General features: G+C 70.0%; 17 protein-coding genes. 1 reads left to right on the top strand and 16 read right to left on the bottom strand.

Annotation, left to right across the window (positions count from 1 at the left end; all coding sequences use genetic code 11):
• Positions 1-3 precede the first annotated feature (3 nt).
• The 15 genes from QFZ82_RS35145 to nagB form a co-directional block, all read right to left on the bottom strand.
• Positions 4-531, bottom strand: coding sequence for a phage baseplate assembly protein V (locus QFZ82_RS35145; protein ID WP_307716973.1), 528 nt, complete (start codon positions 529-531; stop codon positions 4-6).
• Positions 532-565: 34 nt separating this feature from the next.
• Positions 566-1,705, bottom strand: a complete 1,140-nt coding sequence (locus QFZ82_RS35150) for a hypothetical protein (protein WP_307716974.1) — start codon at positions 1,703-1,705, stop codon at positions 566-568.
• Positions 1,698-2,069: a hypothetical protein gene (locus tag QFZ82_RS35155; RefSeq protein ID WP_307716975.1), complete on the bottom strand. Its 372-nt coding sequence runs from the start codon at positions 2,067-2,069 to the stop codon at positions 1,698-1,700. Before QFZ82_RS35155 ends, QFZ82_RS35150 begins: the two co-directional genes overlap by 8 nt.
• 5 nt (positions 2,070-2,074) lie before the next feature.
• Positions 2,075-2,761, bottom strand: a complete 687-nt coding sequence (locus tag QFZ82_RS35160; protein ID WP_307716976.1) for a hypothetical protein — start codon at positions 2,759-2,761, stop codon at positions 2,075-2,077.
• Positions 2,758-3,453: a hypothetical protein gene (locus QFZ82_RS35165; protein WP_307716977.1), complete on the bottom strand. Its 696-nt coding sequence runs from the start codon at positions 3,451-3,453 to the stop codon at positions 2,758-2,760. Before QFZ82_RS35165 ends, QFZ82_RS35160 begins: the two co-directional genes overlap by 4 nt.
• On the bottom strand, positions 3,450-9,866 hold the full coding sequence (locus QFZ82_RS35170) for a DUF4157 domain-containing protein (protein ID WP_307716978.1): 6,417 nt from the start codon (positions 9,864-9,866) through the stop codon (positions 3,450-3,452). Before QFZ82_RS35170 ends, QFZ82_RS35165 begins: the two co-directional genes overlap by 4 nt.
• Positions 9,863-10,159: a hypothetical protein gene (locus QFZ82_RS35175; protein WP_307716979.1), complete on the bottom strand. Its 297-nt coding sequence runs from the start codon at positions 10,157-10,159 to the stop codon at positions 9,863-9,865. The genes QFZ82_RS35170 and QFZ82_RS35175 overlap by 4 nt, the downstream gene beginning before the upstream one ends.
• Entirely contained in the window at positions 10,150-12,552 is a 2,403-nt protein-coding gene (locus QFZ82_RS35180) for an AAA family ATPase (protein ID WP_307716980.1), read from the bottom strand. Before QFZ82_RS35180 ends, QFZ82_RS35175 begins: the two co-directional genes overlap by 10 nt.
• A gap of 33 nt (positions 12,553-12,585) precedes the next feature.
• Positions 12,586-13,392 (bottom strand): DUF4255 domain-containing protein, encoded by an 807-nt coding sequence (locus tag QFZ82_RS35185; protein WP_307716981.1) that lies wholly within the window; start codon positions 13,390-13,392, stop codon positions 12,586-12,588.
• Entirely contained in the window at positions 13,389-14,108 is a 720-nt protein-coding gene (locus tag QFZ82_RS35190) for a hypothetical protein (RefSeq protein WP_307716982.1), read from the bottom strand. Before QFZ82_RS35190 ends, QFZ82_RS35185 begins: the two co-directional genes overlap by 4 nt.
• Positions 14,101-14,838 carry a hypothetical protein gene (locus QFZ82_RS35195; protein WP_307716983.1) on the bottom strand — a complete coding sequence of 246 codons (738 nt, stop codon included), beginning with the start codon at positions 14,836-14,838 and terminating at the stop codon, positions 14,101-14,103. Before QFZ82_RS35195 ends, QFZ82_RS35190 begins: the two co-directional genes overlap by 8 nt.
• 25 nt (positions 14,839-14,863) lie before the next feature.
• Positions 14,864-15,388: a phage tail protein gene (locus tag QFZ82_RS35200; RefSeq protein WP_159694533.1), complete on the bottom strand. Its 525-nt coding sequence runs from the start codon at positions 15,386-15,388 to the stop codon at positions 14,864-14,866.
• A 36-nt stretch (positions 15,389-15,424) separates the two neighbouring features.
• Positions 15,425-17,275: a phage tail sheath C-terminal domain-containing protein gene (locus QFZ82_RS35205; RefSeq protein WP_307716984.1), complete on the bottom strand. Its 1,851-nt coding sequence runs from the start codon at positions 17,273-17,275 to the stop codon at positions 15,425-15,427.
• Positions 17,276-18,052: 777 nt separating this feature from the next.
• Entirely contained in the window at positions 18,053-18,619 is a 567-nt protein-coding gene (locus tag QFZ82_RS35210; RefSeq protein ID WP_307716985.1) for a transglycosylase SLT domain-containing protein, read from the bottom strand.
• Between the two features lie 527 nt (positions 18,620-19,146).
• Positions 19,147-19,932: a glucosamine-6-phosphate deaminase gene (nagB, locus tag QFZ82_RS35215; RefSeq protein WP_307716986.1), complete on the bottom strand. Its 786-nt coding sequence runs from the start codon at positions 19,930-19,932 to the stop codon at positions 19,147-19,149.
• A 199-nt stretch (positions 19,933-20,131) separates the two neighbouring features.
• Between nagB and QFZ82_RS35220 the strand changes: the two genes are divergently transcribed.
• Complete coding sequence (locus QFZ82_RS35220; protein WP_307716987.1) at positions 20,132-21,130, top strand: alpha/beta fold hydrolase; 999 nt, start codon at positions 20,132-20,134, stop codon at positions 21,128-21,130.
• 8 nt (positions 21,131-21,138) lie between these two features.
• On the opposite strand, the gene QFZ82_RS35225 is transcribed toward QFZ82_RS35220, so the two are convergent.
• Positions 21,139-21,354 carry a hypothetical protein gene (locus QFZ82_RS35225; RefSeq protein WP_307717939.1) on the bottom strand — a complete coding sequence of 72 codons (216 nt, stop codon included), beginning with the start codon at positions 21,352-21,354 and terminating at the stop codon, positions 21,139-21,141.
• Positions 21,355-21,468 lie beyond the last annotated feature (114 nt).

Below are 21,468 nucleotides of genomic sequence, written 5' to 3' on the forward strand. Positions count from 1 at the left end.
TGGTCACTGCTTGCCCGGCACGATCAGCCGGCCGTCGTTGATGTCGACCTCGGCGCCGCTGAGGACGACCGAAGCGCCCTGACCGTTGGCGATGGTCACGCCCTTCTCATCGACCTGGATGTACGCCCCGGTCGCGGCCTGGAGCCGGATCCCGTTGCCCCCCGGCACGTCACCCATCACGAACTTGTGCCGGTCGGAGGTCTGGATCACCACGTTCTGGTGCGCGGGTCCGCCCGTCAGTGCGTCCGGCGGCAGTTCGGAGCGGTCCCCGTACCAGCACCCCGTCCAGATCGGGTAGCTCGGATCGCCCTGCTCGAACTCCACCCACACACCCGCCCCTTCGGCGGGGACGACATACTGCCCCGACCCGCGGCCCGTGAACGGCAGACAGGGCAGCGCCCACGTGGACGTCTCGTCACCGAGCACATCCGGCACCTTGACCGTGACCCGGCCGATCTTCAGCGGGTCGTCGTTGCTCACCACCCGCCCCCGGAACTTGCCGAGGAACCGGTTGTTCCCTCCTGCTGCCATGCGACGTTTCCCTGAACCTTTCCTCAAGCCTTCCTCAAGGCCGAACGGTGCTGCTCCGGGCGATCAGCCCCTCGCGCGAGAGCGTGAAGTTCTGCTGGTAGGAGCCGGGCCTGATGTTGTGCGTGACGGACTTGACGTAGTAGTCGCCGTCGTACGTCACCCCGGCCCCGCGCACCCCGACCAGCTCGCGCGGCCGCAGGATGTACCCGTGCCGGTTGACGTCGAGCGACCCGGAACCGGAGATGGCGTCGGCGGACAGCGCGGCCCGCGCCAGCAGCTCGGCCTGCGCCTGTTCGGACTCCTTCTTCGCCGTGCCCGACAGAGTCCGGCGCTTCAGCGCCGGCGTCGCACGCCGCCCCAGCGGCGGGCGCAGCGGACCGATGTCCGGCTGCGGCAGCAGCACCGAGTCGCGGGTCGCCGGGTTCTGCACGCGGGCCTGCGGCTCCTCCCGCGCGGTCCCGTCGTACGCGAACGTCAACTGGTCCACGGTCGAGTTGACGTCCATGTTGACGTTCAGCGCGTGCTGACGGTCCCCGATCCGGATCTCCGGACCCCACACCGCCGTGGAACGGCCCGGCCGCGGACCGGGCTCCAGATAGAAGATGTAACCGTTGGCCCGCGCCAGATCGTTCACGTACCCCAGATCGGTCCCGGTCTGGTACTCGACCCGCAACTGCTCCCGCGGCGGCTGCTCGATCTTCTCCTGGAAGACCCGCGGCTCGATCCCGTAGCCGGCGTACTTCCCCAGGATCCGCTGCACCCGCTCCGAGGGCCGCAGATTCGGATAACGGTCCGTGTGCTCCTCGAGATCCATGAGGATCGTCAGGTCCTCACCCGTCACCGTGAGCGTCGAATGCCCCGGCTGGTTGCTCGCACCGACCTCCTGCCGCACGATCAGCCCGTCCAGCAGCACCTCGGGAGTCCCCTTCACACTCACCGAGAGGATCACCCGCGTCTTCGGGTCGAAGAACCCCTCCGGCAGCAGCCGCTTGGACAGCGTGCCCTGCTTGGTGAGGTCGAACGCGATCTGGAAACCGCTGCGTTCACCGGCGGTCGCGGTGATCTGCGCGGACAGCAGCGCCTCCACGACCTCGGGCGGCACCGGCCGCGTCAGCAACGGCCCCATCTCCAGCGTGATGTGCACGGGACCGCGCCCGATGTGCTGGTCAGACATACGGAGCCCCCGACCCGGGGAACCCGCCGGCATACGGGACCCGGATGACCCGGCCCGCCTCGTCCGTCAGCTCGGCGGGATCGAGAACGGGATTGGCGTCCGCGATCTGCCACCACTGGCCCGGATCGCCGAAGTACCGCTGGGCGAGAAGGTCGGGCCGTTCGCCGGCGCTGACGGTGTGCTCGGCGACGTCGCCAGTTTCTGGCAGCGGCGGCAGCAACCGCCGCTTGGCGTATCGCACTTCGGTGCCGTCCTCGGCCCGATGAACCCCGATCTCGACATCGTGGTAACGGCTGGAGCGGGGATACGGGTGCGCCCCGGGTATCGCGTCCAGAGCACTCTCGTACGGCTCGATGTCTGCCATGTCCTTCAGCTCCTCCCCATGACGCCGCCGCGCCCGCCCAGCCCCAACGCGGCGAGCCCGCCGCTGCGCGCGGCCCTGGCGAGCCGTTCCTTCTGCGCGAGATGCGCCATGTACAGATCGGCGCCGCGGTGCCCGGCGGGCAGATCGCTGACGCTGAGGACCTTCATGCCGATGCTGAGAGACGCCCGAATGGGATTCAGATTCACATCGAACGCGGACTCGTTGATGGACAGCTCGGTGAGCCGCACGGGCATGACGCGCTTGCTCCCCCAGGTGAAGAGGGTGAGCGGCATCTCCATGGGTGTGATCTCGATGGTCCCCTTCTTGGTCTTGCGTGAGGCCTCCTGAAGCTGCTCGCTGGTGGGATGCACGAGCATCTCGAGGGTGGCGAGCTCGGGATGGATCCCGTCGGGAGCGGCGACGTCGAACTGATCGGTGGCGTCGATCTCGGCGGTGAACTTCCACGACTCCTGAGCGGGCCCCTTCAGCCGAAGGGCCTCGTTCCTGTCCCCGGACCCGCTGCCACCCCCGCCGGAATCCCCGCCGGTTCCGGCGGACTGGGGGGAGAGGCTGCGCTCGAGGGTGTCGGGATTGAACTGGAGGATGATGATGCGCTGGGGGGTGCCGCGGTCGGGGTCGACGACGACGATGCCGGAGCGGATGGGTTTGGGGATGTCGGGGTAGCGGGTCACAGGCGGGCCTCCAGTCGGGCGCGCAGTTCTGAGTAGTCGTAGTCGGGGAACAGTCGCGGCAGGGTCGTCAGCATTTCGTTGAGCCTGTTCGCGACGGATGCGAATCCCGTGCCGCAGTCCTCGGGCGCGCAGAACAGGTACTGCCAGCCGAGCACCCCTTTTGTGGTGAGTACGGCCTCCAGATAGCCCGCGTAGTCCAATTCCATCTTCATGGCGCCTTCGCGCAGGTCGAAGAACCAGATCTCGGGGTCGGTGGCACCGTCGGTCGCTCGTAGAGCGGCCAGGCGACCGGTTCCGGTACGCGGCGTGTCGTCGAAAACCCTCAGCTCCTCGTAGAGGTCGCGCTGGTCGTTGTCACTCTCCCAAATGTCACTCAGGTAGTTCTCCGTCACCGCGCGCATCACATGACAAAGCCGAAACTCTCCGACCATCACGGAGTCCTCGTGTTCGAGACGCCAGCACGCCGTGATCTCATCGTGTCGGAAGAAGTACTCCCGAACCTTCTGGCTCAATGGGAGACCGTCTTCGGCCATGCTCTCGAAAACGCTCGCAGGATCGCTGAGCAACGGTGATACATCGCCGAAGTGGGCTTTGTTCACATCGATCCCAGTCGCGTCTTTCAGCTCGAGAAGCGCCTTCTCGCAGCGCCTTTCGAAGGGGAACGCGACGGTCGAGTCTTCGTTTCCTGTCATCCCCAGTCCACTTCATTGGCTCTGTCTAGTTTGCTCAGGTTCCTGGTCAGGGTCGAGAGGCCTTCCAAGCTGATCCCCGGTTTTACCTCCCGCTTGTACTTCTTCAGTCCCTCTCTGACATCCGAGGGGCTCTTGAATGTTGTCCGCACGCTTGGATCGGAGTGGCTGTAGAGCCAGTTGCGAGCATCGACGAAGTGTGTGGCCAGATTCGGCCAATTGCGTTCGAGTAGTCTGCCGTAGACGGTCGGACTGCCGACCTTGCGGATCTCCAGGCGGCTCTTCTCGTTGTCCGCGATGCGCTTGTGGTACTCGCCCTTGTACTTCGTTCGGCCGAGTTCCCGCCAATCTCTCCGGTCCTTTCCGGTGCCCCTTATCTTTTCGTAGCCACCGTATTCGGCCCATATGTAGCTCGGTATTTGAGGTTGATTCGGATGCGCGAACCGAGCGCCGGACTTGTACCAGATGATTTTGAAGGGCGAAGGGATCGCGTTGTAGGCCTCCTTCTCGATGTCCTGGTAGAACTCCTTGTTCATCGACCCGCGGGCCGGCACCAGGTTGTTGCCGGAGGCCTTGCCGCCCAATCGTTCCGGCAGCAGATGCATGCGAACCCACAGGCCTCCCTCGCCCAGGCCTCGGTTGTCTGTCACGTCGAGCCAGCCGGGGGGTTGGTCCCACTTGGCGTCGCCGGCTTCCTGGCCGCTGCCGCCGAAGGCCGTCTTCGTTGGCGTTCCTATGTACCTGGATTCATGACTCTCGTTCGGTCGCCTGTCTTTGTCACTGGACAGGTTTACATCGCTGAAGTCCTGGAGTTTGTCCTTCGGGATGTCGAAGTACTCGCGTTTCCTCGCTTCGCCTGCAAAGCCTCGCATTTCCCTTTCAAGGGCGGCAAGTCGCTGCCGCTTCAGGCGCTTCAGCTCTTCTTCGGTTGCGGAGGAAGGTGTGGTCGCATGAATCTTCTCGACAACCTCGTAGGCCTTATTGGCCGCGCTGAGATGCTTCTGCTGCGCGGCTTTGTACGGTTTGGCCTCGGGCTTGCCGAGATCCTTCTCCCAGTCGTCGAGGAACGGCGGAACTTCCTTTGGGTCGCTGTGGATGTAGAGGGGGGCTCGTGGCCCGCGGCCGTGGAACCTCAGCATGTGGTGTTCGCCGTCGTCAGCATCGGTGAAGGGGACCTTGGGCAGGTCGACAGGCTGTTTGGTGTCACGCTCGTCAGGCCGCCGCTTGTCTCGCCGACGATCAGCGGCACGCCGCAGCCGATTCTTGAGGCGACGCCACAACTCTTTCAGCCGCCGCGCGAAGTTCTTCAGCTTGTTCAGCAGCTGCCGAGCCTTGTTCCCCAGTCGCCGCAGCGCCTTGCGCACCTTCGCCAGGGCGTTCCTCACCGCGTCGCGGACCCGGCTCAGGAGGCTCGGCTTCTTCGGCTTCTGCTTGCTGTCCGCCGGCTTGCGCTTCTGGCCCGGTGCATCCTTGTTGGGGCGCTTGCCGTCCTTGGCGGGCTTGCGTGACCCGGGGTCCTTGTCCTTGGGTTTGGCCGGGTCGGGGCGCTTCCCGTCGGGGCGCCTGTCGCCCGGGCGGCGCGAGCCGGGGCCGCCGTCGCGGTTGTCCGGGCGCCTCGGGTCCGTGCGGTCGACGGGCCTGGGCCTCGAGGTGGGCGACCGGTCGTCGTCCTCCTTGTTCCTGTCCTTGTCCTTGGCCGGAGGCTGCTCGGTCTTGCGGCCCGGAGCCGGAGGCTCTTCCGTTCGCTTGGGGCGCGTGGGCTGTGCGGGGCGGGGCGCCGGCTCCTGCCGGCGGGGTGGGCCGGTCTTCGGATCCCTTTCCGGATTCTTTTCCTGCTCCTTCTTCGGATCCTTGTCCTGGTCCTTCTTCGGGTCCGGCCCCTTGTCCTTCCCGCCCAACTTGCCCGCGCGATCGCGCAGTGCCTTCCCCACCTTGCCCAGATACTTCCCGACCCCGCTCACCAGCCACTGGTAGATGAGCTCCAGCAGGGCGACCACACCGGAGGCGACCGCCTTGGCGAACGGCAGAGCTCCGTTTCCGCTCTTGACGGACTTGAGGAACGTCATGAACATCCCGAACGCACGCAGGATGGCGCCGAGCGCGTCGTACGCCGTCTTCAGCGCGTCGATGATGGCCATGACCCAGCCCGCACCCGGGATCAGCTTCGCGACGACCTTGGTCACGATCAGTTCGCCGATGATCAGGGGCAGTTGTGGAAGCGCCGCGTCCCAGGCCATCTTGGCCATCTCTTCTTTGGATGTGCCGCCCTTCACCAGTCGGTTGAACATCTCCATCGGGATGCCGATGAGCTGCTGGACCTTCTGGTTGAACCACTCCTTGACCGCGGCCTTGATCTCTGTGAAGAGGTGCTGCTTGGCACCGGTGACCGCAGCGTCCTTGGCCTTGCCGATCCAGCCACCGGGGTCGCTGAGGATGTCTGTTGCGATGGCCGCCCACTCGCCCAGGCCCTTCAGCAGCGCGGCGCCCATCTCCATGGCCTTGACGGTGACCGTCTCCGCGATGCTCACCGCGGTCAGGAGACCCTTCTCCAGGAGGTCGAGGCCGGCCAGCAGTATGTCGCCGAAGGCGTCGATCAGCTTGCCCGCGATGTCCTTGAGCTTGTCCGCGACCTCGTTGACCTTCTTGACCGCGGCGTCGCGCAGACCGTTGATGGTCTTGCGCCACTTGTCCCGCATCGCGGGGTAGTCCTTGAGCAGTTCGTCACCGAGACGGATGAGTGCATCGGCGAACTTGTTGATCTTGTCGATGACCCACTTGCGTGCTTCGTCGATGAATGTGAAGACCTGCTTCTTGAATTCCTCGATGACTCCCTTGACCAGATTGCGGGCCTTCTCGAAGACGTCCTTGATGGCCTTCTTGAGCTTGTTGAACTGCTCCTTGATCCAGTCCAGGCCCTTCTCGAACCAGTTCCGCGAGTCCTTCTTCTCCTCGTCGCGCTTCCGCACGACCTCCTTCTCGGCCCCGGTGCGCTGGTCGTCGATCTTCTTCTGGTCGTCCTTCGTACGCTGGTCGACGTCGCTGTCGGTCTTCTCCTGCTTTTCCTTGATGTCCTTGCGGGCCTGGGTGTACTGCTTGCCCTTCTTGCCGTCTATCTCGCTGAGCTTGTCGTCCTGTTCCTTGCGCCAGCCCGCGCGGGACCTTGTGATCTCTGAACGGCCCCGATCGCGGGCGGTCGCCTGCTCCTTGATGCTGATGTCGATCTCGCGCTTGACGTTGCGCTGGTACTGCCGCCGGTCCTGGCCGGCCTTGGTCTCCTTCTCCTTGCGGGCAGCCGTCATCTTCTGCCGCGCCTGCCCGAAGGCGTGCTTGATCTGAGGACCCTGCTCGTGCTCGGCCACCGCCGACACGGCTTCGACGGGCAGCCCGGCGCCGGGGGCACCGGCGGGTCCGCCACCCTCGCTGCCCGGCCGCTTCCCACCGCCGATCTTCGCGGTCAGGGTTTCCTTCGGCACATCCGGGAAGATCTGATCCTCGCCCATAGGCCGTGCCGCGTCGTCGCGGCCGGAGGCGTGGAGCTCGGCGCTCTTGTCTTCAAGGAGCTTGGCCTGCTTGCCCGTTCGCTCCGGGTCGGAGTCGTCCTTCAACGGCAGCTTGGGTGCGTCACCGACCTTCGCGCCCTGCAGTCCCTTGTCCGTCGTCGGCAGGTCGTCGATCGAGCCCATGAGTCTGTCGAGCGGCAGAAGCTTGGACAGCACCTTCTTGCCCAGCGCGAAGGCGATCGTCTTGCCGATGTCCCACCAGCTCGGCTCCTTCGCGTCCCCGCCGGGCAGTTCACCGCTCGGCGTCTTCTCGCCCTTGATCTCCGGGGTGCTGCCCTGAGCAGCTTCGGTTTCACCGACGCGCTGCGTCGTGTACGAGCCGGGTGCCGAAGGCTTCGGGCCCCCGCGCAGGCTCTTCGGCGAGCCCACGGGCCGCTCCATCGTGGGCGGCGCTCCCTTGAGCTCTCCGCGTTCCTTCGAGACGCTGCGGCCGACCGCGCCGTTGACCCCCTTCAGGGTGGTCAGCGCGAGGTGCGGCTTCAGGCCCGACGCGGCGGCAAGTCCGGCCTCGGGGGTGGCATTGCTGACGTTCGGCGCCGATGCGGCCTTCTTCGGCTTCGCCGCCGACCGACCCGAGCCACCGCCCGCACCGCCGCCACCGCCGCCACCGCCTCCCGCGCCGCCGCCGCCGCCACCGCCGCCTCCCGCTCCGCCGGCGCTGCGCCCCCGCGGAGCCGCCTTTACCGATACGGGTTTGTCGTCGTCCTGTCGCGCGGGCTGGTGCTTCGGCGGTGCCTCGGCCCGTGGAGGCGCCGACCTGACCTCATCGGCGGCCGGGGTCACGCCTGTGTCACCGCCGGGGGCGGGTCGCACAGGGGCGGGAGCGGCGGCCACGGCGTTCGCAGCCGGGGCGGCGGAGGCCGCCTTCGCCGGAGCACTCCCGCCTCCTGCCGATGCGCCGCCGGTACCGGAGCCCGCGCCGCCGCCGCTCCCTCCGGCGGGAGCGGCCTGACCCCGCGCGTCGTCCTCCGCCTTCGCCAGCTTTCCGGAACCCGAAGGCGTCGTACCCTCCTGTCCGGCGTCATCGATGGCAGGGGTGTTCGCCTTCCCCGTCTCAGAGGCAAGTTCACGGTCCTGGGCCTCGCCCTTGGACTGCGCGGCGTCCTCCGTGTCCTTCTCAGCGGTGTCGCTGTCGGAGTCCGCCGCGTCAGCCTCCGGGGACTCGGGCTCCGCTTCGGCTGTTGCCTCCTCATCCATCTCGTCCAGGGAAGACGCCAACGCCTCGGCGTCCTCGGCGGACATGCGGGATTCGGACGGCCGGTTCGCCGTACCGCCCGGTGAGCCCTTTCCGACCGGCTGGGTGCGCGCGCTGTCGGTGGATGCGTCGAGTGCTTCCGGGGTGAGGGCATCCTGGTCCGTTGCGGAAGCAGCGTCGGCATCGGCATCCTCCTCTGCCTCTGCGTCGGCGAGCATGTCCTCCAGCTCCGCGACGGCCTCGGTCCCGCCGCCCTCGTCCTCGCTCGACTCCGCACTGTCAGGTCCCTGGCCGGATGCGTCATCCGACTCCCGCTCGGCGGGTGTCCGAGCCTCGTTGCGTTCGGCAGCGCTCTTGTCGACGGGCTCGGGACGCATGGCACCGGCCTGGAGGGCGGACGATTCCTTTGTCTTGTCCTCGGCCCGACGCGGTTTCGCGGAACCCTGTGGCTGCTCGGACTCCGCCTGTGGCGGACCGTCCTTCCCGTCGCGAGTGGCGCCCGTGTCCTGGGCGCCACCAGGGCTCTTGTCCGCGCCCTCGGACTTCCCTTCCATCCGCAGCGACTTCGCCTCGGTGGCATCCTGCTGCACCTGCTCGCCCCGCCGGCCCTGCTGCGCCGCCCCCGTCTGTCCACCGTCCGCAGGAGTGGACCGGCCGACGCCGTCCTCCGGTGCGCGCGCTCCGCCGGCGGCGCCGTCGTCGGTCTTCGGGTCCTCCGCCTTGCGCCGCTGGGCTGCGCGGATGCGGTCGTTCTCGAGCTGTTCGCCTTGTTCGAGCAAGGCTCGCCAGGTGTCTTCCTCGCTCTGCCGTTCCTGCTCGATCTCCTCGACGGTGTCGGCGACTCCGTGGGGAGCGCTCAGGGCGCCCAACGGCAGCGGATCCTGGTCCACCTCGTCGACGAGGTCGATCAGTTTGCTGTGTTCCGGCGTTGGCAGTCTCGTCTCCAGGCGGTCCAGGACCGCGTCCTGCAAATCCGAGGACATTTTGGCGAGTTGGAGTCGGACCCTTCCCGAAGCGTCCGCGGGGTCACCCCTGAGCGAGCGCAGCACACCATTGACCAGCCGGTCGACGACGGTGTCGGGGTCCAGTTGCTCGGCGCGCATGAGGTCCGCGTCCACCGTCGCGTACCGCAGCCAGCCCGGCGTCGCCTGTCCCTCCGCCACGGCCGCGCCCTCTTCGGCCGCACCCGTCCCGGCCTCGTGGGTGGACCCCACGGACTCCTGCGCCGCCGACTCCGCCTCGCGCTCCGTCGCCTGCTGGGGCAGGCTCACCGCGCCCAGGTCACGGCCCGCGCGCAGCGCTCCGAGACCGTGCGGGTTCTGCACCGTGTGCAGGAGTTCGTGGGCGAGCAGTCGCTGCCCGTCGGCCGTGCCCGGCCGGTAGGCGCCCTCGCGGAAGAAGATGTCCTGGCCGACCGCGACCGCGTCCGCGCCCAGCATCTCGGTCAGCGCGCCCGCGTCCCGGTCGGTGTGCAGCCGTACGCGGCCGAAGTCGTGCCCGAGCTGCTCCTCCAGCTCGCGCCGCACGCTCACGTCGAGCGGCTGGCCCGCGCCGCTGACGATGTTCTTCGGCTCGGGCGCACGCGAGGCCGACCGGTCCTTGCGCTTGCGGCGCTTGCCGGACTGGTCCGTCCGCGACTCCTGGGAGTGGGAGGTGCTCATCGTGTCACCTCGCCCCTGCCCGCCAGACCCGCGTGCACGGCGCGGGCCAGCTCCTGGCCCAGCCGGCGGGCCGAAGCGGTCGCGGGCAGCGGCGGCAGACCCGCCAGGCCGTCCAGCGCACGGCCCCCGTCCGCGGCGATCGGCACGCCCCGCTCCCGCACCAGCCGGGCCAGCTCGGCCTCGAAGGCCGCCGACACCCGCTCCGGGTCCACGCCCCGGCCGAAGCCGTCGAGCACCAGCTCACCGATGTCCACCCGCACCGACGTCTCGCGCGGTGCCTCGTTCAGACCCATCCGTGGACCTCCGAGGGTGTCAGGGAGCGGTCCAGCTTGAGGTATTCGGTGCGCGCGGCCTCGAGCATGTGCCGCATCTGCAACCGGTCGCCCTCCTCGGCGGCGAGGAACGCCCCCGAGAGCGCGATGTTGCGGATGGAGCCGCCCGCGACCGTCAGCCGCGCCAGCAGCTGCGGGTCGACGTCCTTCATCGGGACACGCGCGGGCAGCACGCGGCGCCAGATCTCCGCGCGCTCGCTCTCGCCCGGGAACGGGAAGTCGACGACGAAGCGGATACGGCGCATGAACGCCGTGTCCAGCGCCTGCTTCATGTTCGTGGTCAGGATCGCGAGCCCGCGGTACGCCTCCATCCGCATGAGCAGGTAGCTCACCTCGAGGTTGGCGTAGCGGTCGTGGCTGTCCTTGACCTCGCTGCGCTTGCCGAAGAGCGCGTCGGCCTCGTCGAACAGCAGCAGCGCCCCGCCGCGTTCGGCGGCGTCGAACACCCGGCGCAGGTTCTTCTCCGTCTCGCCGATGTACTTGCTGACCACCTGCGACAGATCGATGATGAACAGGTCGAGGCCGAGTTCCTTCGCCATCACCTCGGCGGCCAGCGTCTTGCCGGTGCCGGAGCCGCCGGCGAACAGGGCCGTGACGCCGAGTCCGCGGCGCAGGGTGTCGGCGAAGCCCCACTCCTGGTAGACGGTGGGGCGCTGCCGTACGTGCGCCACGATCTCGCGCAGGACCCTCAACTGCCGGTCGGCGAGGACCAGATCGCCCCAGTCGGCCTGGGGCTCGATCCGCCGCCCGAGTTCGTCCATGCCCATCCGGGCCTCGGTGAGGCCGGCGCGCCAGGCGAGGTCCGTGGCGTCGAGCTCGTCCTCGCCGGGCAGGTCGCGTGCCACGGCCGCGCCGGCGGACCGCACGAGGTGCGGCGGCAGGGAGAACTGGGCGACCAGGTCGCGCAGGTCGTCCTCCGACACCTCCGGGACGCCGGCGAACGCGTCGGTCCACACGCCGAGTTGCTCGTCGGCGTCCAGCGGCGGTACGAGGACGCGTTCGCCCCGCGCACGCGCCGTCCGGCGCGGCTCGGAGCCCGAGACGACGAGCGGTACGGCCGCGCTCTCGACGAACGCGTCGACGGCCGCGGCCTGCTCCCGGTCCACGTCGCCCACCTCCACGAGCAGCGCGGCGGGCAGCAGGATCGCCTCCCGCTGCCACAGCCGCGCGAGCCTGTCGCGCTCGGCGGCGCCGGTGGGGATGTCTTCCGCGGCCACCTCGTACAGGCCGAGTCCGCGGCGGCGGGCGGCCGCGGCGGCGATGTCCGCGCGGGTGCGCATGTCCCCGCCGACCAGCTCGACGCGCAGCGGCGCGCCCGCCCAGCCCGCCGCGACGCGCTCGGCCGCGAGGTCGTAGGAGGCGGGCAGCGAGTCGGGTACGGCGGCACGGCGGAGCATTCCGTGCAGCCGGGCGTCCAGATACGGCGAGCCGGCCAGGAAGTGCAGGATGCGCTCGTCGAGCCGCAGCCGGGAGGTGGTCAGCCGGGTCTCGTCGTCGAGCTCGACGATGCGCCAGCGCCGCAGGGGGGAGACGGGAGTGAGCGCGCTCCAGTGCGGCTCGCGCAGGGCGGCGAGGGCGAGGGAGAACGTGGGATGCGCCCGCTCCGGATCACCACAGGCGGCGGCGCACCGGGCTCCGGTGGTGGGTTCCAGCTCGGCGGCGGCGGTGAGCAGCACGATGTCGCGCTCGAACGGGCTGAGCCCGAAGCACGCGACGAGCGCGTCGAGTGCGGCAGTCGCGGGTGCGGGTGCGGGTGCGACGGCTGCCGGCCCGTCGCCGGACGCGTTGCTGCTCAACTCGTCGGTGTCGGCGGCTGCGTGCGCAGCCTCCTTACGGCGGTCGGCCTCGCCTTCGAGCTCGGCTCGGCTGGCCCCGGCGGGTCCACCGCCGAGTGCGGTGGGCTCTGCTTTGCCGTCGAGCGTCGCTCGGCCGGTGCTGGCGTCGCCTGATGGGGCGTTGCTCGCCTCGTCGGTGTCGGCGGCTGCACGGGCAGCGTCCTCGCGGCTGCGCCCGGCGTCGTCTGTCGGCGCACCGCCGCGTGCGGTGCGGCCTGCCGCGCCCTGGGGAAACGCGGCGGCACCGCCGCGCGCGCCTTGGCGGCGGGCAGGGGCAACTTCCCCCGCCCCGCCCGGCGCGGGGGAAGCGGTCGCCGTCCCGCCCTGCACGGGCGACCCCGTCGCAGCCCCGGTGTCGGCGCCCGGCCGGCGATGCCCGCCCGGGTCGGGCGACCCCGTGGCAGCACCGCCGCGCTCCGCGCGGCCCGCGCGGGCCGCGTGCGCGTCGATGCGGGACAGGACCTCGCGGATCGCCGACGTCAGCGCGTGGGCCTCCCCGGCTCCCTCGTACGTACCCATGTCCTCACCCGCCCCCGTCATCGGCACTCCGGCTCAGCTCTTTCCGCCCTGTTTCGGCACATCGGGCCCACCTGCCCTGCGGGCGCGCGGTGTTGTGGCCGTCCGCTTCGCCGGTGCGGTGCGGGCGGCCCGTTTGGCCGGTGCCTTCTCAGGGGGCGCCGTGGGCTCGGGGGAGGCCGCATCCTCCGGAGCCGGTGGCTCCACGGGCCCCGGCGGCACCGGCGCGCCGGGCGCGCCGAACGGCAGCACCTTGACCGTGCGTTCCTCCACCGGCTTCGCCGGCGTGGGCCGCTCCCGGCCCTCCAGCAGCACGAGCGACGCCTGGTACGCGACCGACAGCGAGTACGGCGTCTGGTGGAGCATCCCCCACAGCTTCGACGTCTCGTCGATGTCCATCACGATCGGCGAGAACCGCACCTTCTGCGGCGACTCGGCGAGATCCGAGCCGGCCAGGTACGGCCGCTCCGCCGCCAGTTCGATCACGTCCTTGGGCAGGACGGGGATCTCGTGGAGCGTACGGACCACGCAGCCGATGAGCCGCTGCCCGACGAGCTCCGCCTCTTCCCCGTACGCGCTGATCAGGTAGTGCAGGTCCAGCGCGGCCGCCGCGCGCTTGCGCAGCGTGCCGTCCGAGGCGCGGGTCGGCAGGTCGGCGTTGCGCATCGAGGGGTTCGGCGTCACCTGGTAAAGGAACACCGTGATGGTCGGTTCGGCCGGCGGTTCGTTCGGTGGCTTGCGGGTCTCCACCTTGACCGCGATGTCCATCTCCGGGCCGAGGTTGCTCTCGATGAGCAGGGCCAGCGCCTGGGTGACCGTCGCGACGGCGAGTGCGTTGCTCATGGTCGGTCCTTCCTCTCGCCGCGCGACAAGTAGTCGTCCAGGGTCAGTACGGGCGCGGGCCTGCCGCCCCGCCCGGCGGGTCGCCGGTCGGACGCCTGCGGGGGTGCCGCCGCGCTGACCTCCAGCCGTCCGATCTGCACATGCACGACCCGTTCCGCGGGCTTCTGCGCGCGCCGCCCCACCGGGCCGAGCGCCGCGCCGCGCACCGCGGCCGCGTCGGACCGGCGCGGTACGGGCGCGGCCACCGGTACAGCGGCCACGGGAGCGGTGTGCGCCCGCGCCGCCGGGGCGGCGGGCCGTGGGGCCGCGTCACCCGTGTCCCGCGCCGCGCGGTCCCGGCGAGCGGTACGCGGTGTCTGTTCCGCCGCGGGCCGTACCGGGGACGGCACGGGCGCGGCAGGCCGCAACAGGGGCTCGGGGGCGGACCGGACAGGCGCCGGATCCGTCTGTGCCCCCCGTGCCCGCTCCGTGCGCACCACCGTGCGGTTCTCCGTCCGTACGTCGTGCTCGTGCCGCACCGTCGCGGCGGGTGCGGACGGCGGCACGTGCGCCGTCGGGATCAGGGCCGCGGGCTCGTCGGGGTCCGGCGGCCCGTACCGCAGCGCTTCCACGCGCTCGAACGGACCGGGCAGCCGAGGCCGCACCCGGACGGGTGCGGCGGTGGCCGCGCCGACCGGCGTGTACCGGACCAGCAGCCGGTCGAAGTAGTCAGACATCTGCGCACAGCTCCAGGTAGTAACGACGCCGCAGCGGGCTGAGCGCCAGGATCTCCGGCTCGCTCCACCCGTAGGCGGAAGCGAGGAGATGGACATCGAGCATCAGGTCCCGTGCCCAGGTGTCGAGTTCGGTCCACAGATAGGAGGTGATGTCCAGCTCGGCCGGTGTGGCCTCGCCGCACTCGGGGCAGGCGATGTCGAGCGTCACGTCCGCCGTCGGGTCGGCCTGTGCCGCCTTCTCGGCGATCAGCTTCTCCACGCGCTCCGGCAGCAGCGATGCCAGTTCCTCCGGAGCGACCGGTTCGCCGCCCCGCAGCGCCAGGACCGTGCAGCCGGTCACCAGCCTGCGGCGCGCCCCGTCCGGGCGGGACGCCGTCGCGGCCGCAGCGAGGTCGGCGACGGTCGGCAGCCGGAACTCGACCACCCACTCGCCGTCCGCCACGCGCAGCGGCCCCTCGGGCAGCGCGCTCCGCGCACCCAGCACGCTCGCGTCGAGGTCGAACTCCATCGCCTCGCCGCACGCCCCGCACTCCACACGCACCTGCATGCGCTCGCCGAACAACGCCCGGCGCAGCGCGAACAGATCCGCCTCACGTTCTCCGACCGGCACCGACAGGAGTTCGTCGGTGGTGGCCGCCGGGCGGGCGGCCCGGTGCAGCAGCAGCGATCGCTCCGCTGCCCGCTGCGCCAGGCCGGCCTCCCAGACGGCCAGCAGCTCGGTGGGTCCCACCCCTGTTCCCCGTCGCGCCCGGCGGTCAGGCCGGGTGCGTGAAGGACGGTTCGACGGGCTCCGGCACCTCGTAGTCCCGCTCCCAGCCCTCGCATTCGAGCTTCACACTCTGGATGGCGACGGCGTTGGCGTTCGCGTCGAGCTCGCCGAGGACCTGGTACTCGCTGACCCACGCCCGGTAGAGCTTGTGCGAGACGGCGACCTGCCCGGCCTCGTTGAGGACCTGGATGATGATGTCCTTGCGGAAGTCCCGCAGCGACACCTCCGAGCCGAGCCCCGCCCCGACCTGCCAGACCTTGTTGGCCCAGCGGTCGAACTCGGGGTCATGGGTGACACCGCGCTCCAGGGTCACTCCCTCGAACTCGGAGCGGCCCGGGGACTTGCGCGGCGAGCTGGGGTCGCCGCCGTGGCGGTGCTTGACCACCTCGGTGGTGCGCTTGAGCGGACTGATCTTGCTGATGCCCGCGACCGTTCGACCGTCCCACAGGACCAGGAACTTGAAATTCTTGTAGGGGTCAAAACGATGGGCGTTTACCTGGAACTCAGCCATCGGTTTCCTTTGTGTTCCTCTTCCTCGGGCCTGCGACTACGACAGGTCGAACTGGCCGGCCATCTGCTGAATCTTGACGATCACGAACTCCGCGGGCTTGACCGGAGCGATTCCGATCACGACATTCACCACGCCGCGCTCGATGTCGGCTTCGGTGGTGGTGTCCATGTCGCATTTCACGAAGTACGCCTCGCGGGGCGTGCCGCCCTTGAAAGCGCCCTGCCGGAACAGGTCGTTGAGATACGCCGACGCCTTCAGCCGGATCTGCTGCCACAGCTGCTCGTCGTTCGGTTCGAAGACGACCCACTGCAGTCCGCGGTACAGGCTCTCCTCGATGTGGAGCGCGAGCCGGCGCACCGGCACGTACTTCCATTCGCTCGCCAGGGCGTCCGCACCCGCCAGCGTCCGCGCGCCCCACACCAGCGGCCCCACGACGGGGTAGGTGCGCAGGCAGTTGACGCCCAGTGGGTTCAGCAGGCCGTTGTCACGGTCCGTGAGCCGCACGGTCAGCGAACGGACCCCGGCCAGGCGCGCCTCGGTGCCCGCCGGCGCCTTCCACACACCGCGCTCGCCGTCCGTGCGGGCGATGACGCCCGCGACGGCACCGGACGGCGGGAAGGCCCGCATCCGGCCCGTGAGCGGGTCGGTGAGCTGCAGATGGGGGAAGTACAGCCCCGCGTGGTCGCTGCGCACGGTGTCGAACGCGCCGATGCCGGCGCGGGCCGCGTCGACGCTGCCCCAGGTGGAGGGCGAGTCGACGAGCAGGAAGATCCGCCGCTCCCGGCACAGCTGCTGCGCCGCGGAGACGACGGTGACCATGTCCTGCGTCGACTCGTAGGCCGCGAGTTCCGGCAGCGCCAGCAGGTTGACGTCGTCGACGTCCCGCAGCGCCTGCAGACCGGTCTTGTCCGCCTCGCTGCCGATCAGGTCGCGCGGTCCGGGGGCGTCACCGTCCTTGCCGCCCTGGAGTGCGAAGACCGGCGGGTTGACCGAGGCCTCCAGGCCCAGGTCGTTGGCGCATTCGCCGACGAAGCGCACCACGTCGTCCGGGTCGAGGGACCCGGCGACGACCTGGAGCCGGCGTCCGAACGCCGTGACCTCGGCGCCGGCGTAGGCGTGCTTGCCCGGAGCGTCGGGCAGGGCCCGGAGCTTGCGCTCCAGCAGCAGGGCCAGCTCGGTGACGTCGGTGGGCGGCTCGCCGTCGCGGTCGGGCTCGTAGAGCGTGAACTCCCGCTCCACGTCGCCGATCTTGACCTTCAGCTCGACGCCGAGGTCCGGCAGGTCGGCGGCGAACGGCTTGGAGACCGTGCCGGAGGGATCGGGCCGGTCCTCGTCGAGTGCCTTCACGCGTACGAGAGAGGATCCGGCGTTCACGACCGTCTCGACGAAGCGGCCGTGCCCGGCGTGCATCGACAGGCCGGTGAACGACTCGCGGGCGTCGCCGCGGGCGTCCAGGACGTGCAGGTTGAACGTCTTGTCCGGGGTACGGGTGTCGTGGTCGACGGCCACCCGCAGGCCCGACCCCCACACGCCGGGCTCCTTCGCGTGCACCTCCAGCACCGGGCACTCGCTGCGCCCCTCGGTGGACTCGAGCGTGACGCAGGCCTCCTCGCCGGTGCCGGCCCTGGCCACGCGTACGACGACCGCGACCGTGCCGCCGTTGCCGAAGAACTGGTGCACCGCGTAGCCGACAGCGCTCTGGGCGGTCAGACCGCCGAAGCGGCGCTCGAAGTCCGCGAAACTGGTGATGCGGACCGGTTGGTTGAGCGGACCCCGGCGGGTGTGGCCCACGAACGCGGTCACCGATGTGGTGACCGAGGCGATGGTACGGACGCTGCTGGGAAGTTCTTCGATGTATACGCCGGGATAGCCCATGTGCGTCGGCATTCCCCCTCCATTCCCTTCGCGCACCAAGAGATGAGGAGAGGACGTGAAGCAGACGTCCGCGCATGCGGACGCAACGAACGAGCTCTTCACTTTCCCCCGCCACACACCCCGTGCGATATCGGTCTCAGGGGCCATGCGCATGCGCATGCGCTTGTGACCCCTGGTGCATGAGTGCCTCTGCGAGTCTCGTTCGTCTCTCAAGTGCCGGTCAAGGGACCGATTCGGTCATCCGCCCGAACGCAACCGTGAATGAAGTGGTTGGTCAATCGGCATGGTCAGGGCCATGTGGGTGACTGGATATGGAGAGTAATTCACAAGGGCTTCACACAATTCCGTCGGCCGGGGTCCGGATTCGGCCGATCGAAAATTGCTCCGGCGCGCCGCCTTGTGTCCTTGATGTGTCGGATTGTGACGTAATTCTGTCCGGTACGGCTGGGCGCGCCCGCGTGCCGCCGTCAAAACCGGTCCCCCCATGCCGGAATCGTCTTTCCCGGCCTGGCCGCATCACGCCCAACCGTTCCGGCGTGCCGACCGGATCACGCCGCGGAGTGCCGCCGGAGGGGAGCGGCTGCGTACGCGGCCGGAAAACGGTCAACCCCTGGCGCCGGGCGAGGAGTTCCTTCCCGCCGACGGCTGCCGGCCCGGGCGTTGTGGAGGGACAACGTCACCTCGGACGCGACGGCGTGGCCGGCGCCGTCCGGCGACGACGACGCGGCCCCGCCCGAGGGGCGGGGCCGCGCGTGCCGAACGGTCCGGGGGGACGGTTCAGAAGGCGTGTCAGTAGGCGGAGTCGACGTTGTCGATGGAGCCGTACTTGTCGGCGGCGTAGTTCGCGGCCGCGGTGATGTTGGCCACCGGGTCGGTCAGGTCGTGCGGGGTGCCGTCGACGTGGTAGGCGTCGAAGGTCGGCTGGATGACCTGGAGCAGGCCCTTGGACGGCGTGCCGTTCTGTGCGTTGACGTCCCAGTTGTTCTGGGCGTTCGGGTTGCCGCTGGACTCCCGCATGATGTTGCGGTGCAGGCCCTCGTAGGTGCCGGGGATGCCCTCGGACTTCATGATGTCCAGCGCTTCCTTGATCCAGCCGTCGAGGTTGTCGGCGTAGACCTTCTTGGCCTTCTTCGCCTTCTTCGGGTTGTCCTTCTTGGGCTTGTCCTTCTTCGTCGGCGCGACCTCGGCCGTCGCGACCGTGGCCTTCGACGCGCTCTCCGTGGCCGGAGCGGCCTGCGCCGGCGAGGGAGCCAGGGTCAGCGCCAGTGCTGCGGCGCCCGCCGTGGCCAGGCCGGTGACAGAGAGCTTGCGGAAGCGGGCGGTGCGGCTGGCGGTGGTCTGCGTGGCGGCGGTCATACGGAAGGAACTCTCCAAACGGGGGACGTCATGGGGAGGCCGGCCATCGATGCGATCGGCGGGCGGCGGAGAAGGTCTCCGCCTCGGGGCCGGAGCGGTCGACCGGGCGGGATTCACCCGATCCCGGCGCTGGCTCCCCGGAACGTCAGCCATGGTTAGGGGCGGTTCGAACCGCGCGCAAGAATGTGACCTACTACCCCACTACAGAGCAATGTCACCAAGAGAAGCTTCTGGCCTGTTTGTCCCCGCGGATCGGCAGGCGTCGGCTCCACTATCGCCTTTAGGAAGTGACGTGGCTCCTATGCCCGGCATCACAAGAGGGCCGGTGATGCGGGGCAGCTGCGCTACTCCCGGTGAGCGGGCGTCGCTCGCTCACTGCCGCCGGCCCGGCCCGGGATCAGGCGCGGGCGGACGACGAGTTCAGCGGGAGCCGTCGACCGGAACTGCCGGTGCGAGCGCGGGCCGGCGGCGGAAAGGGGCGGGCCCGGCCGATCCGGCCGGGCCGGCCCCCCGTGTCGCGTACAGACTTACAGCCCCTGCCACTGCGGCTTCGCCGCGTAGGTGGCCCGGAAGTAGTCGGCGAGCTTCAGGCCGGCGGCCGCGGCCTCGTCGACCACGACCGTCGCGTGCGGGTGGAGCTGGAGGGCGGAGGCGGGGACCAGGGCGGACAGCGGGCCCTCGACCGCGAGCGCCACGGCGTCCGCCTTGGCCTTCCCGGTCGCCAGCAGCACCAGGTGACGGGCCTCCAGGATGGTGCCGATGCCCTGGGTGATGACGTGGCGGGGGACCTGCTCGATGTCGCCGTCGAAGAAGCGGGCGTTGTCGACGCGGGTCTGCTCGGTCAGCGTCTTGATCCGGGTGCGCGAGGCGAGCGAGGAGCAGGGCTCGTTGAAGCCGATGTGGCCGTCCGTGCCGATGCCCAGCAGCTGGAGGTCGACCCCGCCCGCCTCCGTCAGTGCGCGGTCGTACGCCAGGCACGCCGCCGACACGTCGTCGGCGGCTCCGTCGGGGCCCATGAAGGCCGCCTCGCTCAGGCCGAGCGGCTCGACGACCTCGCGCAGGACGACGGACCGGTAGGACTCGGGATGCCCGGCGGGCAGGCCCACGTACTCGTCGAGCTGGCAGATCCGGGCGCGGGAGGCGTCGACCTCCTTCGCCGCCACCTTGACCCCGAGGGCTTCGTAGACCGGCAGCGGGGTCGACCCCGTGGCCACGCCGAGGAGGGCGTCGGGCTTGCGTCGCAGCAGGTCGGCCATGGCCTCGGCGATGAGTTCGCCGCCCGCGGCGGAGTCCGGAACGATGACAACTTCCACGAAGATCCCTGTTCTCTGAAGCGCCCAGTGGTGTAGACCAATCTACCCGGCGGAAGGGATCCTGTCTCCCGGAGAGAGCGGTTACGCGCTGGTAGTCAGGTGGAGCCCGCAGACGTATCCCGGGCGAAACCCGGCGGAAACTCCCCGTGCGACGGCGGTTCTACGCTCGGACGAGATCCTCGTCAGCAGGAGGCCGTCGATGCTCCCGCCCCAAGCGTCCCCGCCCCAGGGCCGGCTGCGCCCTGTGTCCGCGGCGGACGTGCGACTGCACCACCTGACGGTGCACGGCTACCGCCGCGCCTACCGCATCGCCGGTCAGGGCCCGGCGCTCCTGCTCATCCACGGCATAGGGGACTCCTCGGCCACCTGGGCCGACCTCATCCCCGCCCTGGCCCGCTGCCACACCGTCATCGCCCCCGACCTCCTCGGTCACGGCGCGTCCGGCAAACCCCGCGCCGACTACTCGGTCGCCGCCTACGCCAACGGCATGCGCGACCTGCTCGGCGTCCTCGGGATCGACCGGGCGACCCTCGTGGGCCACTCGCTGGGCGGCGGGGTGGCCATGCAGTTCGCCTACCAGTTCCCCGAGCGCACCGAGCGCCTGGTGCTGGTGAGCGCCGGGGGAGTGGGCCGCGCGGTCAACCCCGTGCTCCGGGCCGTGTCCCTGCCCGGCGCCGAGGTGCTGCTGTCCGGCCTGCGCCTGCCCGGCATGCGCCACGCGATGCGGCTGTGCACCGAGCTGATGCGCAGACTCGACACCGGCCTGGGGCAGGACGCCCCGGAGCTGCTCGGCCTCGTGGACGCGCTTCCCGACGCCACCGCGCGCAGCGCGTTCATCCGGACGCTGCGGGCCGTCGTCGACTGGCGGGGGCAGGTGGTGACCATGCTCGACCGCTGCTACCTGACCGAGGGGATGCCGGTGATGCTGGTGTGGGGATCACGCGACAGCGTGGTGCCCGTGGACCAGGCCCACACGGCACATGTCGCGATGCCCGGCAGCCGACTCGAGATCTTCGAGGGGGCGGGGCACTTCCCGTTCCACACCGACCCGATGCGCTTCCTGGCCCTCGTCGAGGACTTCGTCGCCACCACCGAGCCCGCCGACTGGGACAGGGAACGCTGGCGCGAGCTGCTGCGGTCCGCGGGCGCCGGTGCCGGGAACACGCCCGACCCGGCGAACGAGCGCAGCGCGACCTGAACGCACCGTCAGAACAGAGGCAACTGCCCGGGGAACTCCGGCACGAAACTGCCGTCCAGCGACGGCTGGAGCGCCGGAGCGACCGGGGCCTGACGCCGCGAACCGGGACAGGAGACCAACTCCGCGCCCGAGCGGGCACCGGCGGGGTCGTGGCGGGCGAACCGTCCCGCCACGACGGCGATCTCGCGGCGGCACTTTGGACACAACCGGCGGGGAGCTGACATGCGCTCCAGTCTGCCAGTCCCCCCTGACACACCCGGCCCACGGACCGGCCGCGCCTCCGCCGCGACGGACGGCAGCCACCCGCGCAACTTCACCTGCTGGTCGGGGCCTTCCAG

This window comes from Streptomyces sp. V4I23, from assembly GCF_030817975.1.
GTDB lineage: Bacteria > Actinomycetota > Actinomycetes > Streptomycetales > Streptomycetaceae > Streptomyces.